This window comes from Kaistella yananensis, from assembly GCF_026107505.2.
Classification (GTDB): domain Bacteria; phylum Bacteroidota; class Bacteroidia; order Flavobacteriales; family Weeksellaceae; genus Kaistella; species Kaistella yananensis.
In genome coordinates, this window is record NZ_JAPCHZ010000001.1 from 730,381 (window position 1) to 747,383 (window position 17,003).

Here is a 17,003-nt window from a genome sequence, read left to right on the forward strand (position 1 = left end):
AATGAAACAAAAAATAGCAAATATCCTTGTACCCATCTTTATTCTAACAGGAAACTTTCTGTCGGCGCAGTTTAATACGCTGACACCAACCTTACACCGAAGAAGTGAGGTTTTCATCCCTGCTGAAAAAATGGCTGAAACCAAGGACAGGAAAGGCAAAAAATCTTGGAAGGAGGTGTTCAACCTTACTTCAAAATCGAACATAAGGACGGAATTGGACTCCCTGAAATCGTTGATAAAGCAGTATAACGGTGAAGAACAATTCGAGGAAATGCAGTATAAAAAACTGGAAGATTCCCTGCATCAACTGATTTTAAAGAGTGATAATAATAGTAAAAACAATACCCAATTAGAGCAACCAAATTCTATTTCTGATGAAAATGAATGGATGCCGTCCTTATCCAAAATCGTGATGCCCCTGAAGAGTAATCTGTCTATCACTTCGGGTTATGGTTCAAGAATCCATCCCATTTTTGGAATGCGCAAAATGCACAACGGCATTGATTTGAAAGCCGACCACGAAGATGTTTACGCTGTCCTTGACGGAATCGTCATCGAATCGGGTTGGGATTCCAAAGGCGGTGGAAACTACATCAAAATGAAACATTTTGACCGATTTGAAACCGCCTATCTGCACCTGTCGCAAATGTATTACAGGACGGGAGAAAAAGTAAGGGCAGGCTTCATCATCGGAAAAAGCGGAAATACCGGAAATTCTACCGGACCGCACCTACATTTCGCAGTAAAGGAATTTGGCAGAAGTATTAATCCAGAACATTTCCTCAACGACCTAAACAACGCAAACCAATTAATCGCTTCATATTATGCAAACCGAACATTTACCGACCGAAGACCTTAAAAAATTCGGCATCATCAACGAAGACTTATCGTTTTCCAAAAACCTGAAAGCAGACGACATCCAAAAATTTCTTCAGGGTTACACCATTGTCGCCGACAACGACAAAAACAGGGCAACGTTCCAACTGACGGACAACAACACCAAACTCAAAGTCATCTTTTTAGAACGGGACAAAAGCATTTCTAAAATTATCGAAAACAGCAAGGAAAGAATTGAGTATTCCACTATTCAAAACCTTTCAGAGTCAACGGAATCGAAACTTTCCCTTGAGAAGAAGGCTTTCATCTACGACAGGGAAAACAACATCGTATCAGAATTTGACCTGATCAGAAACGCCAGAGAACTGACCGCCATTATCGTCGATAAAAAGGACGTTGTGGAAATCAACCGCTACAAAGTAGAACTCCAAAAACTGAAAAATTTTCTGATGGACAAAATCGACCAATATCCCGAAATCGCCAAAGAGATTGAGAAAGACATCAACATCGTCTCAAGGGAAATAAATACCGTAAACAGCATCAGTCCGGACGAGAAACAAATCTCAAAAGGACAGAATTCGGAGGTTCAACTCAATGTCAACGACAAAGACCTGGATGATGATGCCAATAGAAATCGGGAAGAGCAGGAAGAGGAATCCCACGAACGCGAGAAACCACGAGGATTCAGACGATAATATTCAATTCAAAAAACACAAAAATGGAAAATACTAATCCGAAAAATTTTTCGTCAAGATATGAAGAGGAGATGGACGCAACACGTTCGGGATTTTCATTAGAAGATGCCGTAGATGAAATTCATTTCAAGAATGATATTAGTGAAACAGACCGAACATTCAATCACAATGAAAAAAACCAATCCAATGGAAAGAACACGAATTATGGCTTTGAGGAGGATGAGACAACACGCTATCTCAAAACGTCGGAAGGCGAAATATTACCCTACAAATTATTCTCAGCCGGAAATCATACTGGTGGGGAATCCCATTTCCTACGGGAAAACGACTCACACCGAGATCCCACCGATTTTGCGTTAGTAGAACGGCAATTCGCTGAAAACAGGACCCTTTCGTTTACGGCAGGAACAAAAATTTCTGAAGTTTCGGATGTCGCGTGGCTTTTTCGTGCTTTAGAAGACGAAGCCGTGGAACATACTTTTGCGCTTTACCGCTTTAAGGACGACAGTTATCTCGTTCAGCATCTTTCTTCCGGAGGAATTACTGCTACGGTGGTGGATTTACGTCTTTTGGCGGGAAATGTCTTTAAACTCAATCCCGAAAGCATCACTTTGGTTCACAATCATCCGAGTGGAAGATTGGTTTCAAGCCGTGAAGACCGTTTGATGCTCGACCGTCTGAACAAAATTTTTGACGATACCGGAATCAAAGTGGAGGACGGCATTATCCTGAATCTGCGTTCCGGAAAATACCTCACGTTCACCGCTGAAAGTATTACCGATGTTGTTCACGAACTGAAGAACCAAAACCAGTTTCAAAATCAGTTTCAAAATCAGTTTCCAGTTAATGTTTACAGTTTCAGCAAGCAGGTTTTTGCAGAGAATTACCAACCGAAACGCATCAACGGTCCCGAAGACATTGCCGCCTATCTTTCCTCCCAGAAATTTGGACTTTCGGACAGAACCGAAGCCCTCATTTTGAACAACGCCAACGAGATTGTAGGAAAATTTGTCCTTCCGCAACACCGCCAATTGGAAAAACTCACGGAATTACTGACCATTCACGCAGGAACAGCCACGATTCTTTATGGAAATAACGTCACCGATGAAATGTTCCGTTCCTACCGTGATAAGTTGGCTTTATCGGGATTTACCGCCCTGGATGCCATCAGACTGAAAAGTGACAACTATTATTCGGTATCGCAGGAAGTGGACATCAAGGTTTCTGATCATCTTTTAAACAAATTCGGCAAAAATAATTTGAATGCTGAACCAATGTTATTTGAACCCGAAAACATACCGTATCGCAGTATTTCGGAAAATAAAAACCCTTTGACCAATCCGGAAAATTTTGATTATGCCAAGATTTTTATTGATGACGCAGAAGGCAAGACCAAGCGCGAATTTAAAATCTCATTAACAGACGATGATTTTGAAAATTACAAAGAAATTTCGGCAAAGATTCAACTATATCGGCAGTCACAGGATACGGTGCTGCTTTTCATCAGTGGTCAGTTGCTGAGTTATGAGCCGGAAGAAAAAACTGAAGACGTCATTCAATCTATTAAAATGCTTTTCGATCTAACGACTAAGCAGGAAAAAACCCTATTAAACAAACAACATTTTATTAACAACCAAAACCCCAGCATTATGGAAACAAACAAAGATTTCAACCAGACAGATTATTTAAAAAACCAATTAAAATACCTTGGTTTCGGAGAAGACGAAAAACTTCATAAAGATTTGGAGAAAGGCATCAAATCAAAAAATCAGGAATTTGAAATCAAAACATCCTCTGACAAAGCCCTTCCGGGAAACAAGGTAGATTTTACCCTGAAATTCAACAAAACGGAGAATGGAGGTGTTTTTCTCAACACGTACCACGCTCAACTCACCAACGAAAAAGGCGAGGAGATTTCGCACAACTTTCCTGTTAATCGGGAAAATACCTTTACTGCTAAGGAAGCGGTCAACCTATTGGAGGGCAGGAGCGTAAAAATCGAATTCCACAACCCGAAAAGCGACCAATCTGAAACGGCGTTTGTCCAGTTCAACTTCGAGGAACCCAAAACCGACAAGGGAAACTATATGTTTCAGAATTTTTACCAAAACTATGGCGTGGATACTGAAAAAATCGTTGAAAAATCCAACCTCATTTTTGACAAACCGGAATATAAAGAAAACACCATTAAATCCTTAGAAAAAGGAAATGTGGTGAAAGTGAAATTTGAGTTGGATGACAAAGTATTGGAAGGCAAAGCAGTGCTGAATCCCCAGTACAAAAACCTGAACCTCTACGACAGCGAAATGAACAGAATCAATACCAACAAACCTTTGCAAGGTTTGGATAATGAAGAAAAGAATGAGAAAGCCACTGTAAGGGAGCAGAGCATTAAGCGATAAAATAATACCTGACCAATATTATCCAAAGGCGGCAGGTCAGCAATTGATTTGCCGCTTTTTTAAAACTACAAAGATGAAATTAAAAACACTTTTTCTTTTATGCCTTTTGGCAATTTTGCCCTATTCGTGCCGCAAAGAAATCAAATCCGAAAAAGGCGGAATCGATCTTATATCCAATGTTTATTTTGATGCCTCCAAAGGTTTGGAGCAAATGCAGAGTTTCCATTTGTCGAAACTCAATTACTTGGGAAACCAAATCATAGAATTCGTTCCCGATCATTCCTTCCCGGAAATCAACATGCAAACCTACTTCATACAGGACTCACTATACTATACGGATAAAGATGGTAACGGAAGCGTCATCCTGTCAGAAGTGGCAAAAACTCAGAAACCGCAATTGGTCTGGAATAAGAAGGAAGGTGCAATTTTTTCAAAGGAACAGATTCTCAACTACCGAAACCGCAGAAAACTATCCGACACGGTTTTGTTCAACAAAAAATACAAAAGGTTCGAAATTAATTCTCCGTGGAATTACACAAGGTTCTACATCTATCCGACGGACACCATTCTGCCATATTCCATCTACAAGCACGCCGAAAAGGATTATGGAGGTCGGTTGGAGCGCATCGATTCCTACAATAAAAAGACTGACATTTTTGTAAGTCTGCAACTTTTACCCAGAAAAAATTGGGATGATGCAGCGAAAGAAATTTTTGACTTTAACCATTTTGTAAACAGCAGAAAAAGTGAGTGAACCACTGGCAGTAAACAGTTTTGTTGAGGATATTTCCATCATGGAGGGAACCCGGAATGAAGTCATTGTCTTTAAAAATGATAAAGACAGAACCTCTTTTTTGGATCTCCTGAAACTGAACAATCAAAGCAATCACAGAACTTTGGTAACGCTGCATTCGGATGAAAATACCCCAAAATTAATCAACCAGTTTCAAAACTATGACGGCAAAATATTTCTTTGTCTTCCAGCAGATCAGAAGTCAGATTTATCCACTCAAAAAATTATTTCCGAACTACAGGGAAAAAACATTAAGGATGTCCGACCGCTTTACGGCATCTCAGAAAACGGGCATCCAAATTTGGAGGAATATTTACGGAACAAACTAAATTTTGAGAATAAAAATATTACATTAGCAGAACAAAAAAACTCTGAAGATGAAAACCACGGCATTAAATCCAACGGAATTTCCAACACTCAGCACGTGGGAACCGAAACTGTTGGACGAAATATTGGAAAACCTTTCCAGAACGGCGAATCCAAGCAAAATGGAAATCACGCCGGAAGACAAAATGTGGGCAGCGACGATGCTCGAAATGGACTTGCAGGCACAGAGCGGAGCAATTTGGGAAACGGAAAGCGAGGAGTATCCACTAACGGAACACAACCGCAAAATGCTCCAAAAAATGAAGGAGCAAAAAATACCGTGGGCGGAATCGTATCCGGAGGAACTTCTGTAAATCCAACAGGGGAAAAATTAAACAAACTCAATAAAAATAATGAGGAATTAAATTCTCTTATTTCAAAATACAAAGGTCAGAAACTGACCAATGAACAGATTGCGGAAGTGGTTTCTGCAACTTGTTTTGTTTCCGGCGAAAAGAAAATTCTTTTAAAGGAAAACGTAAACATTTCCGATGATCTGAAAGAAATCTGCCATCAGTTCAAAAGCGGCGGAACCGCCAAAGAAGGCAGAGGAATTTTAGATGAATACTATACTGATTCCACGATTGTAAACTCTGTCCGCAATTTAATCAAAGATTACTTCAAAAACCGCACGGAAATTTCAGTTTTGGAGCCGAGTGTCGGTACTGGAAATTTTCTGTATGCAGCCAAAGATTTGGGAATCAAAACCAATATCACAGCCTTTGAAATCAACGAAACCACAGCAAAAATTACAAAAATCCTGCACCCGGAAACTGACATCAATTTCCGTTCTTTTGAAACCGAATTTATTGATGAAAGAGGCAATAAGAAAGTCTTTTCCGACCAATACGACTTGGTCGTTGGCAATCCGCCTTATGGCGACCATCGTGGTCTCTATAAGGGTTTAGGCGAAGAACCAAAAATATCCAAGTATGAGGATTACTTTGTTAAAAGGTCTTTGGATTCTCTAAAACCCAACGGTATTTTGGCAATGGTGCTTCCTTCCAGTTGGCTGAACCGGCAAAACCAACTGAAAAACGCCGAAATGATTGAGGGCTTTCGTTTGCCGGTTGGTGCTTTTGCAGGAACGCAGGTCGGGACGGATATTATCATTCTCAAAAAAACCGATCAGAAAATATCCAATAACATTTCGAATTATTTTGAAAACCATCCTGAAAGAATTTTAGGCGAAATCAAAGAAAAGACCAACCGCTTTGGACGATTGGAAAACTATATTCATGGGAATTTAGAGAATGTCTTAATTCGGATGGAAAATCTTAAAAACAGGAAGGAAACCGAAAGAATCGGAAATCTTTTTGAGGACTTGTTTTTGGAGGTGGAGGACGTGAAAAAAGTTGAAAAAACGATAAAGACCGAGAAACTCAAGAATAATTCTGAAGAAGATTTAACAACCGAAAATGAAATTGATTTTTCTGAACTCAATGAAAAAATTGAGCAGGTTCTTACTGCGCTCAATAATGTAAAATTCAGATCTCCGGCAGTTGAAAAAGAAATTGCAAAATACACCCAACTACAATCCGAACTCGCCACGAATCCTCAAAATTTTGCTCAGAAACAGGTTGATGAGTTGATTCAGAAGGCGAACAAGATTCTTCAGACCCAAAAAGAAAAAGACAGGGAGTATGATATACAGACCAAACCGGAACTCAAAAAAGGAATTCTGAAATACCAGTTTTTAAAAGCTGATAAGGTAGTAGATGCCTCGCTCCAAAACAGTTCCGCTATCACCAAAGAGCAAGTCGAAGCGTTCCGGGACACCGAATACGACGGAACGCTCAATAACTACGGGAAACACTACCAATTTGCCAACTATTTGGACGGAAAATGGGTTCACGATTTCTATTATGCGGAAGGAAATATTTTTGCAAAGTTGGAACAACTTGAAGTGGACTTTAAGGATAAATTTGCGGTTGGTGGAACAGAGGATCAGTATGAAAAGCAAAAGAATTTACTTCAGAGTGTCCTTCCCAAGCCAAAATCATTGGATGAAATTTCCATCAGTCCCAATCACGAGTTTGTCCACCAGTTTGATTTAGGAACTGTAGAAAACGACCGTTGGAATCCCAATAGCAGACAGACAGAAACCGTTTCTGTGCCGTATAACCTTGCCGAAAAGTTTAAAGATTTCGTGGGAACTTTGTCGAGTGACGCCTTTGCAGGTTCCTCTTCGTGGGAAGTCCGCGGTTTTGTGGACAATGAAGCCGTGACTGGAAGCGACAAGGAAAGAAACGCCTTGGTTCGTGAAAGGCGAAAAGCGGCGGCCAATGATTTGTTTCAAAAATTTTTGAGAGAAGAATTATCGGATGAATTGCGGGAAAGGTTTGTCCGGGATTTCAACCGAAACTACAACAACATCTACGTTCCGGACTATTCCAAATTTCCCCTGTTTTCAAAAATCCATTTAAACTTTAAGGGAAGGGAACTCAAATTAGCCGAAGTTCAGAAAGCGGGAATCGGACGGCAGACTACTAAAGGCGTAGGATTATTGGCACATGAAGTCGGATTCGGAAAAACTTTGTCGGGGATTTTGGCGATGCACGAAGCGATGCAAAGAGGAAATGCCAAAAGACCTTTAATTGTTGTTCCAAATGACAGCATCCTAAAACAATGGGTAGAAACGATTTTCGAAACCATCCCCGAAGCCAAAGTCAATGTCTTGGGAAATCTCGGAAAGGATTATGACCTTTCAAAATTTGACAACAAAGACGGTGAAATTACCATCGTGACTTATGAAGGTTTCAATAATATCGGATTTTCTGAAAATATTACCGAAGGTCTCGCTTCTAAATTTTCCTATATCTCGGAAAATGAGATGAGGAGCGTGAACAGCATCAGCGAAAGGGATTTTCAAAAAGAAATCGAGAAGGAAAAGGAATTGGTGGGTAAGATGAAGCGGGGTAAGATTTATGATTGGGAAGACTTTGGCTTTGACCATTTGACTTACGATGAAGTCCACAACGCAAACCATATTGTCGGTAAAGTAAGAATTGAAGACCGAAGATTTGCATCAGATTTTAGAAGTCAAAACCAGCAAACCTCAAAATTGGGCATCAATACCTGGATGGCGGCTCAATACATTCAGGAGCAGAACGACGGCAGAAATGTAACGCTACTTTCCGCAACGCCTTTTACAAACAAACCTTTAGAGTATTATTCCATTTTATCGCTCATTGCGAATAAGCGGTTGGAAGAATCGGGCTACTTCAATGTCAATACCTTTTTTGAAACCTTTATGGAAGCGGATAACGATATGGAAATTGATGCCAAAGGCGATGTGAAATTCAAGGCGAATGTCAGAAGGTTTAAAAACAATTCATTGTTCCAGCAGTTGCTTACAGAATTTATCGATATCAAAGGCGAAGAAGACAATCCCGAACTGAAACGGCCGAAGAAAATCAACAAAGAATATAAGATCGAGCAGAACGTTTTAACCAAGGAACAGTATGAAATGCTCAATGAAAATTTCAGCGAAACACAAAAGGGAGCCATTCTCACGCATATTCTGAACGCAAGATTAATTGCTATTTCACCTTTTTTGTCGCCATATTATGAGGGGGAGGAGCCATCAGTTAAGCAATTTATCGAAGAATCAACAAAGTTGAAGCAGACGATGGATTTGATACAGCAAAATAAGAAAGACATTCCCGAATCCGGACAGATTATCTATTCTGAATTGGCGGTTTCGGAGTTTCCAAAAATGAAGGAATACCTTGTGCAGGAAATCGGATACAAACCTGAAGAAGTCGGAGTTATCACAGGTGCTACGAGCAAACCGAACCGACTGAAGATTCAGGATGAATTTAATTCCGGAAAAATAAAGGTTGTCATTGGCAGTGAAGCCATTCAGGAAGGGATGAACCTTCAGGAAAATACGACGGATATATATATGCTTTCACTTCCCTATAATTTCACCTCGCTTCGGCAGGTAGAAGGTCGGGCTTGGCGTCAAGGAAATAAGAATGAAAATGTCCGTATCAACTTTATGCTTACCAATGACAGTATTGATGTGTTTATGCTTCAGAAATTGCAGGCTAAGCAGGCAAGATATTTAGAGGCAATGAAGAAAGGAACCGATGTTTTGGATGTATCAGACATCAGCACGCAGGAACTGAAAACCGCCATCATCACCAATCCTGAAACCAGAGCCAATATCGAAATCGAACTGATGAAAAAGCGGATTGAAAGCGAGAAAAATAAATTTCTCGCGGACAGTGCGTTTGTGTTGAGAAAATATCAGGACTTTATCAAAGTCCAGGAGGAGGTGACCAAAGCACAGCATAACTACAACCGAATTTTGGGCTATTCAAAAGATGCGGGTGAGAATGGGGAATATTGGAAAAACCAATTGCCATTCTATCAGAAATCCATTGATGATGCCAAAGTTCTGGTGTCCGAAATGATAGAATCCTTATCCCATAAAGGAGTTAATGTAACCGAAATTGAGCAACAGACCAAATCCACTGAGGAAAAGATTTCGGCTTTAGAAGAGGAATTAGAAAAACTCCCGGAAGTTAAGGCTAAATTGGTATCCAAATATACCGAGGAAAAACAGAAACAATTGCTGGAAAATCTCAAACAGGATTATGTAAAAAATAGAGGTGAGGAAAATGTACAATTGTTTGGAGCGGTTCCATCTTTTTGGGAAGAAAAAAGAGAAATTTTAGAAATTGAAATAGCGGAAAAAGTTGAGAATAACGCGAGTTATTTAAGAAGAAGGTAATTCTATTTGGAAGTTTAAGTTTTGACTAATTCAAATAAATCCTTTCCATTTATTGAAATTTCAGACTGCATTTCTATAAAACCCTAACTTTTCATATTGATTCTTTTGAAATATTTATTATCTAAGCGTTGTATATCCTTCCTTAATTCTAAAAACATATTGTGAATTCCATGTTTGGAAAACTCCTCCGGCTCATATTCTGCCGTGCTGATGCTGCAAGCAAACTCCCAAATCTCATGGATTTCAGCAAGAGGAATTTTTAAAGGTTCATAAAAATTGTTGTCTGATTTCACACAGATGTGGTCCACCTCGTGGAACTGAAACCTTTTATAGACGATCCCGTCGTTCGCGGTGATGAATACATAGGTTTTGTCGGTTTTCAGGTCGGCAAGATTCTCCACATATTTTCCAACGATGTAGGTTCCATCTTTATATGGTGGCATGGAGTCTCCGGTTGCCGGAAAAGCCCGGAATTTTCCATTTCTTAGGAATGGAAGCGAAAGTGTTTGCAAGCCTTCAATATATTCGGGATCCTGATAGCCGTTCAGGTAACCCATAGATGCTTTTATGGGGATAATTTCAATTTTATTTTCTCCCTTGGAGTCCACCGCTACAGGCACCAAAATTTTATTTTCTGAAAGCTTTATCATTTCCTCTAGAGGATATTTCTTGATGTCGATACTCAGCAAAAGGTCGATGCTTACTTTAAAATATTTCGAAATTTTCACCAATAAATCCATTGGCGGTTCCGAACTGCCATCTTCGTATTTCACATATCTCCCACGGGTAATATTCAGATCATTGGCTATGGTCTGTTGGGTAAGTTTCTGGCGATTTCTTAAATGCTTGATGTTTTCAGAGAAAATTGACATTGTTATAAATTATAACTACAAATATACTAATTTTTGTTATAAAACATAATAATTTTGCCTGTATGGAAAAAACAATTGCACACTTGGATCTGGATACTTTTTTTGTTTCCTGTGAGCGGCTTCAAAATTCGAAACTGAACGGAATTCCTGTAATCATCGGTGGTGGAGATCGTGGAGTAGTAGCTTCCTGCTCTTACGAGGCGAGATATTTTGGTGTTCGTTCTGCAATGCCAATTAGAATGGCACTGAAACTTTGTCCCGAAGCAAAAGTAATAAAAGGTGATCACGAACAATATTCAAAGCTATCAAATGAGGTCACCGAGATTATTCAGGAAAAAGTTCCCTTGGTTGAAAAAGCGAGTATTGATGAGTTTTATCTCGACCTTACGGGCATGGATCGCTTTTTCGGCTGCTATCAGTGGACCACGGAAGTGGCAGAATCCATAAAGAAAAATACAGGGTTGCCAATAAGTTTTGCGGTCTCTGCTAATAAAACCGTAGCAAAAATCGGAACAGGAGAGGCGAAACCTTTGGGAAGAATTGAAATTCCAAATCAGGAAATTAAACCTTTTCTTAATCCTCTGTCCATTAAAAAAATTCCGATGGTTGGGAATGTAACCTTTCAGCTTCTTTCAAGAATCGGAATCCGACACATAAAAACTTTGGCTGAAATGCCCGTTGATGTATTACAACAGATGATCGGTAAAAACGGAGCTGAACTCTGGAAAAAAGCCAATGGAATAGATGATTCGCCCGTGGTTCCTTATTCAGAAAGGAAATCGCTTTCCGCTGAGCATACATTTGCACAAGACAGCATCGATTTGGAAAATATGCGCAGTATAATCTCCGGAATGGTGGAGCAACTTGCATTTCAACTAAGACAAGAAAAATGGCTGACCTCGGTGGTTACCATAAAAATTCGGTATGCTAATTTCGATACCGAAACAAAGCAATGCCGCATATCCTACACATCTGCCGATCATACGCTTTTGAAATATGCCCTGGAATTATTTAAAAAACTCTATACAAGGCGAATGCGCCTGAGGTTGATAGGAGTCTGTTTTTCAGGATTGGTTCACGGCAGTCATCAGATGGATTTATTCGAAGATACCGAAGAACTCATGAATCTTTATCAGAGTATGGACCGTATGAAAAACAGATTCGGAAAAACCGCAGTAGGTCGTGCATCAGGACTTTTAATCCAATAGATGCAAGAACCGAGAACTGAGAATCAAGAGCCAAAACCAAAAACATGTACCTAAATTGCCATTCCTACCACAGCCTGCGCTACGGAACTATTTCCGTGGAAGATTTAGTGCGCGATTCTGCAAGATTGGGAATTTCAGCATTAGCACTCACGGATATCAATACCATTACAGGAATTTATGATTTTTATAAACTGTGCAAAGAATTTGGTATAAAACCCATTGTAGGGGTAGATGTTCGGCTGGATAACCAACAATACTTCATTGCTTTAGCTAAAAACAAGCAAGGCATTACAGAAATCTGTCGGATGCTCACAGCCCACAATTGTGATGGGGAAATGTTACCAAGACAAAATCCAAACTTACCGAACTGCTTCATAATCTATCCATTAAAAAATATCCCCGAAGTATTAGAGGATAATGAATTCATCGGCATCCGTGCGGAGGAACTTCATGTTTTATTCCAAAAAAAGTGGCAACAATTTTCAGACAAAATAGTAGTGTTGCAACCTGTAACCTTCCGTACAAAAAGGGAGTACAATCTTCATAGGATTCTGCGTGCCGTGGATCGAAACACCTTGCTTTCCAAATTGAACGAGGAGGATGTTTGCTGTACTTCGGAAACTTTAAAACTACCTTCCCAAGTTTTGAATGATTTTAAACACCATCCACAAATTCTCATGAACACTAAAAAAATTATTGATCAATGTGGTTTCGAGTTCGAGTTTGGTGTACCGAGGAATAAAAAACATTTCACTGATAGTAAGGATCATGATGAGAAACTCTTGCGAAAATTGGCTTACCAAGGTCTGAAATCCCGCTATCCTGAAAATAATGAAATCGCCGAAAAAAGAGTGGAAAAGGAACTGAAAGTAATCAATCAGTTAAATTTCAGCGGCTATTTCCTGATTACTTGGGATATTGTAGAGTACAGCCGCCGCCGTGGTTTTATGCATGTGGGACGTGGTTCCGGAGCTAATTCCATCGTGAGCTACTGTCTGGGAATTACAGACATCTGCCCGATCGAACTCGATCTTTATTTTGAAAGATTCTTAAACTTAAACCGAAAATCACCGCCCGATTTTGATATCGATTGGAGCTGGCGTGAGCGCGATGAAATTCTGAAATACATCTTCGAAAAATACGGCAGAGATCATGTTGCATTTTGCGGCACCAATGTGGAGTTTAAGTACCGCTCGATATTCCGAGAGGTCGGTAAAGCTTTCGGTTTACCCAAAGAAGAACTGGATGCTCTGGCAAAAAATCCTATGGCGCTTCACGATGATAATTCCGTGGTGAAAATGGTGCAGAAATACGGAATTCTTTTGGAAAAATTCCCCAACCAGCGGAGCATGCACTCCTGCGGAATCTTGATTTCAGAAGAACCGATTACCAATTTTACTGCCCTGGAAATGCCTCCCAAAGGTTTCCCGATTGTGCAGTTTGATATGCATGTGGCAGAGTCCATAGGGTTTGAAAAATTCGATATTCTTTCACAAAGAGGATTAGGAACGATAGACGATGCCGTGAAACTCATTAAAAAAAATAGGGGAATAGACGTAGATATTCGCAACACTCGAATTTCCAAAAATGAAAAAACAGCCAACGAATTTTTAACAAAGGGAAAAACCATCGGCTGCTTCTATATCGAAAGTCCCGCTATGCGAGGACTGTTGCGACGGCTGAAATGCGATAATTATAAAACCTTGGTGGCGGCCTCGTCCATCATTCGTCCCGGTGTGGCGCAGAGCGGCATGATGCGCGAGTATATTTTCCGGCATAACAATCCCGGTCAGTTTGAATATTTTCATCCTGTTTTCGAGCAGCAACTTGGTGAAACCTACGGCATCATGGTTTATCAGGAAGATGTGATTAAAATTGCACTTCACTACGGTGGTTTGGCTGCTGCAGACGGCGATATACTCCGCCGTGCGATGAGCGGAAAAGGCAGGTCTCTTTCCGCTTTGCAAAAAGTAAAAGATCATTTTTTTGAATCTTGTAAAAAGCAGGGGCATCCCGAAAAACTCTCGCAGGAGGTCTATCGCCAAATTGAAAGTTTCGCAGGATATTCTTTCTGCAAAGCACATTCCGCGAGTTACGCGGTGGAAAGTTACCAAAGCCTTTATCTGAAAGTGTATTATCCCATTGAGTTTATGGTGGCAGCGATTAACAATGGTGGGGGATTTTACCGCACCGAAGTCTATGTCCACGAATGCAGGATAGCCGGTGGAAAAATTCATAATCCATGTGTAAACAAAAGTATATTGCAAACAACCCTTTATGGCGAAGATGTTTATTTAGGTCTGATGCACATTGAAAAACTTGAGGCCAAAATTGCGCAATTTATCCCGGAGGAACGTCAGGAAAACGGCGAATACACTTCATTGGAAAATTTTATAAAACGAGTTCCGATCGGCATTGAAACCTTGCAAATTTTAATTTTTTGTGGCGCGTTTCGGTTTACGGGAAAACAGAAAAATGAGTTGCTGATAGAGGCACGGTTAATTATGGTAAATTTCAAACCTCAGAACCGATATCTTTCATTTTTTGAGGAACCAAGAAAGGATTATCAATTACCACAATTGAAAAGAAATCTTTTCGAAGATGCTTTTGACGAGATTGAGATTCTGGGTTTTCCTGTTTCTTGCAGTCCGTTTGATTTGTTGCAAACAAAGTTCCGGGGTGATGTGATGGCGAAAGACCTTTTGAAATTCCATAAAAAACAAGTCCGCATGTTGGCTTATCTTATTTCTCGCAAGCATGTGCCCACTAAGAAAGGCACGATGTATTTCGGAACTTGGATAGATTCCGATGGGGAATATTTCGACACGGCCCACTTTCCTGACAATCTTAAAAACTATCCTTTTCAGGGTGGTGGTTGCTACCTTTTGCTCGGTTTGGTGGAAGTAGATTTTCATTTCCCAACCATCACCATTTTAAAGATGGCGAAAATGCCTTTCATCCCAGATCCTCGCTATTCCGTGGACAGCGGAAAATCTTTTGAAGTTCATCAGAAAATCAATGAAGATGTTAGCATGACTAGCCGAAAACCTTATCCACAGGAACATGAGATTGTGTTGCCTCGGCGGAAAATGAGTTGAAAAATTTCACTGATTTAGATGTCAGCATTTAGGAGAGAAGTGTTTAGAAGACTGCCTATTTTTCTCTCAATGCTTAGAGAAAAACCGAAATATAAATAACATAAAATCTTAATCGCCTAAATCACTACGGGCTTTAATAATACTTATCCAGACGAAAATAACATCTTTATTTGATAGTATAAAACTATGCGCATTTTGAATTATCAATAATTAGTGAATAAACCCGTTTGTAAATGTTTATAATTAGATTTGTCATTGATTTTTAATGAATTAAAATTTTATTTAGTTTAACAATATATTCGTATATTTGGGCGTTAGCGGTCAGCTTATAACAAACCGCCGAACGAAATTAACCTATAAAAAATGTCAGGAAATCAAAGAACTCTTGAAGAACAAAAAGAAGAATTTAAAAGCAATAAACTTTTAGCTTCTCCGATTGCAGGATTAATTGCGTGGTTGATAGTAGCTATTTCAGGGATTTTTTTTCCTGACAATATTACTGTTTGGGTTTTGTTTATAGCAACCGGTTCAATAGTTTATTTATCTATGGGAGTTTCAAAGTTGACAGGTGAAGACTACCTTGATAAACGTAAGCCTAAAAATACATTTGATAATTTATTTTTTCTTACAGTGGCTCAAGCTATTTTAGTCTATTCAATCGCAATACCTTTTTTCATAGTAGATTATACTTCTCTTCCATTAACCGTTGGGATTTTGACGGGACTAATGTGGGTTCCTTTGACTTGGATTATTGACCATTGGGTTGGACTATTTCATTCAATTGTAAGGACAATTTTAGTTTTAATTCTTTGGTATTTGTTTCCTTCAGACAGATTTGTAGTAATTCCAATAGCAATTATTATAGTATATATAGTATCAATTATAATTTTGAAAAACAGAAAAATCAAAACATAGAATAAAAGCCGAACCGCTAACATATTCTATGACAAAAAGCAAACAAAAAGTGATAAAATTATGCTGCAAATTTATGCAGGTTCACAAAGCTTGTTTCTCGCGCAATAACGGCAAAAATTCTGTACACCATTTTGCATTTAATATTGTTTAGAACCAGCATGGTGTGTTTTCCCTCTTCTTTTTTCCGGCGGTAATATGCCTTGAGTTCAGGATCATATTTTATTGCAGTGAGTGCGGCCATATGCAGTAGCGATTTCATCTTTTTATCCGCCAGATGGCTGACCCTGGTTTTCCCCTTGACGCTCGTTCCGGAGGTGTGTTCGAAGGGTACCACTCCCGAATAACAGGCAAATTTCCGTCCGTTTGTAAATGCTGTAAATCCTTTCGTGACCATCAAAAGATAGACTGAAGTGATCTCACCAATTCCCGGAATGCTTTTTAAAAGCTGCTGTTGTTTGTAAAGAATTTCATCTTCGCGGATCAGGGTTTTAATTCTGTCATCAAGCGCTGCAAGCTGCTTTTTGAGCTGTTTCACCGTTTGTCGGTTGATGGCTTTGACGCTGGTGAAAACTTTTTTGTTCAGGTACATTTCGTTTTCCATGGTTCTTTCGAACGACTTAATGGCGGCAATGGTTTTTTCGCGTTCGGCAAACACGATTTTGAGTTGCTGCAGGCTCAGTTCCGGAAGCGCAGAAAGTGCAATTTTATCAGTGTTTCGCCTGGCGTAATTTGCAATCTCTTTGGCGTCTACTTTGTCGCTTTTGCCGCGTGTAATTCCGAGAGAGCGTTTGATTTCCAGCGCAGGAACCTGAGCGTAATCAAGTTTGTTTTCGCTTAAAACCAAGGCGAGCAACGAGGAATAGATGCCGGTATTCTCGAAAACGAAAAGGGTATCATTCATCTGGCAGCCGGCTTTTTTCAATGTTTTTAAAAACTTATCCACCGATTTTTGCGTATTCAGTATCTGGCCCTGTTCGGGCTGTGGGTTCGGGGTAATCATGCAGTAATCCAGCGTTAATTTTGCTACATCGATTCCGATGAAATTTGTGTAATTTTTCATAATTTAGTGGTGTTAA

10 protein-coding genes are annotated in these 17,003 nt (G+C 39.6%); 8 read left to right on the top strand and 2 right to left on the bottom strand.

What is annotated here, in order from left to right:
- The first annotated feature begins 1 nt into the window (after position 1).
- From OK344_RS03335 to OK344_RS03355, 5 genes are all read left to right on the top strand, one after another.
- A complete protein-coding gene (locus OK344_RS03335) occupies positions 2 to 859 on the top strand; it encodes a M23 family metallopeptidase (protein ID WP_265143435.1) in 858 nt (285 codons plus the stop codon).
- Positions 825 to 1,532, top strand: a complete 708-nt coding sequence (locus OK344_RS03340; RefSeq protein ID WP_265143436.1) for a hypothetical protein — start codon at positions 825 to 827, stop codon at positions 1,530 to 1,532. The genes OK344_RS03335 and OK344_RS03340 overlap by 35 nt, the downstream gene beginning before the upstream one ends.
- A 23-nt stretch (positions 1,533 to 1,555) precedes the next feature.
- Positions 1,556 to 3,934, top strand: a complete 2,379-nt coding sequence (locus OK344_RS03345) for a JAB domain-containing protein (RefSeq protein ID WP_265143437.1) — start codon at positions 1,556 to 1,558, stop codon at positions 3,932 to 3,934.
- A gap of 73 nt (positions 3,935 to 4,007) precedes the next feature.
- Positions 4,008 to 4,688: a hypothetical protein gene (locus OK344_RS03350; RefSeq protein WP_265143438.1), complete on the top strand. Its 681-nt coding sequence runs from the start codon at positions 4,008 to 4,010 to the stop codon at positions 4,686 to 4,688.
- A complete protein-coding gene (locus OK344_RS03355) occupies positions 4,681 to 9,834 on the top strand; it encodes a helicase-like domain-containing protein (RefSeq protein WP_265143439.1) in 5,154 nt (1,717 codons plus the stop codon). The genes OK344_RS03350 and OK344_RS03355 overlap by 8 nt, the downstream gene beginning before the upstream one ends.
- 83 nt (positions 9,835 to 9,917) lie before the next feature.
- On the opposite strand, the gene OK344_RS03360 is transcribed toward OK344_RS03355, so the two are convergent.
- Complete coding sequence (locus tag OK344_RS03360) at positions 9,918 to 10,706, bottom strand: XRE family transcriptional regulator (RefSeq protein WP_265143440.1); 789 nt, start codon at positions 10,704 to 10,706, stop codon at positions 9,918 to 9,920.
- A 62-nt stretch (positions 10,707 to 10,768) separates the two neighbouring features.
- Between OK344_RS03360 and dinB the strand changes: the two genes are divergently transcribed.
- The 3 genes from dinB (at position 10,769) to OK344_RS03375 (ending at position 15,927) form a co-directional block, all read left to right on the top strand.
- Entirely contained in the window at positions 10,769 to 11,914 is a 1,146-nt protein-coding gene (gene dinB, locus OK344_RS03365) for a DNA polymerase IV (RefSeq protein ID WP_265143441.1), read from the top strand.
- Positions 11,915 to 11,958: 44 nt separating this feature from the next.
- Positions 11,959 to 15,012 (top strand): DNA polymerase III subunit alpha, encoded by a 3,054-nt coding sequence (locus OK344_RS03370; RefSeq protein ID WP_265143442.1) that lies wholly within the window; start codon positions 11,959 to 11,961, stop codon positions 15,010 to 15,012.
- Between the two features lie 363 nt (positions 15,013 to 15,375).
- The gene (locus OK344_RS03375) at positions 15,376 to 15,927 is read left to right on the top strand and encodes a DUF7010 family protein (RefSeq protein ID WP_265143443.1); all 552 of its coding nucleotides are present in this window, start codon (positions 15,376 to 15,378) and stop codon (positions 15,925 to 15,927) included.
- Between the two features lie 58 nt (positions 15,928 to 15,985).
- Here OK344_RS03375 and OK344_RS03380 read toward each other — a convergent pair whose 3' ends face one another.
- Entirely contained in the window at positions 15,986 to 16,987 is a 1,002-nt protein-coding gene (locus tag OK344_RS03380; protein WP_265143444.1) for an IS110 family RNA-guided transposase, read from the bottom strand.
- Positions 16,988 to 17,003 lie beyond the last annotated feature (16 nt).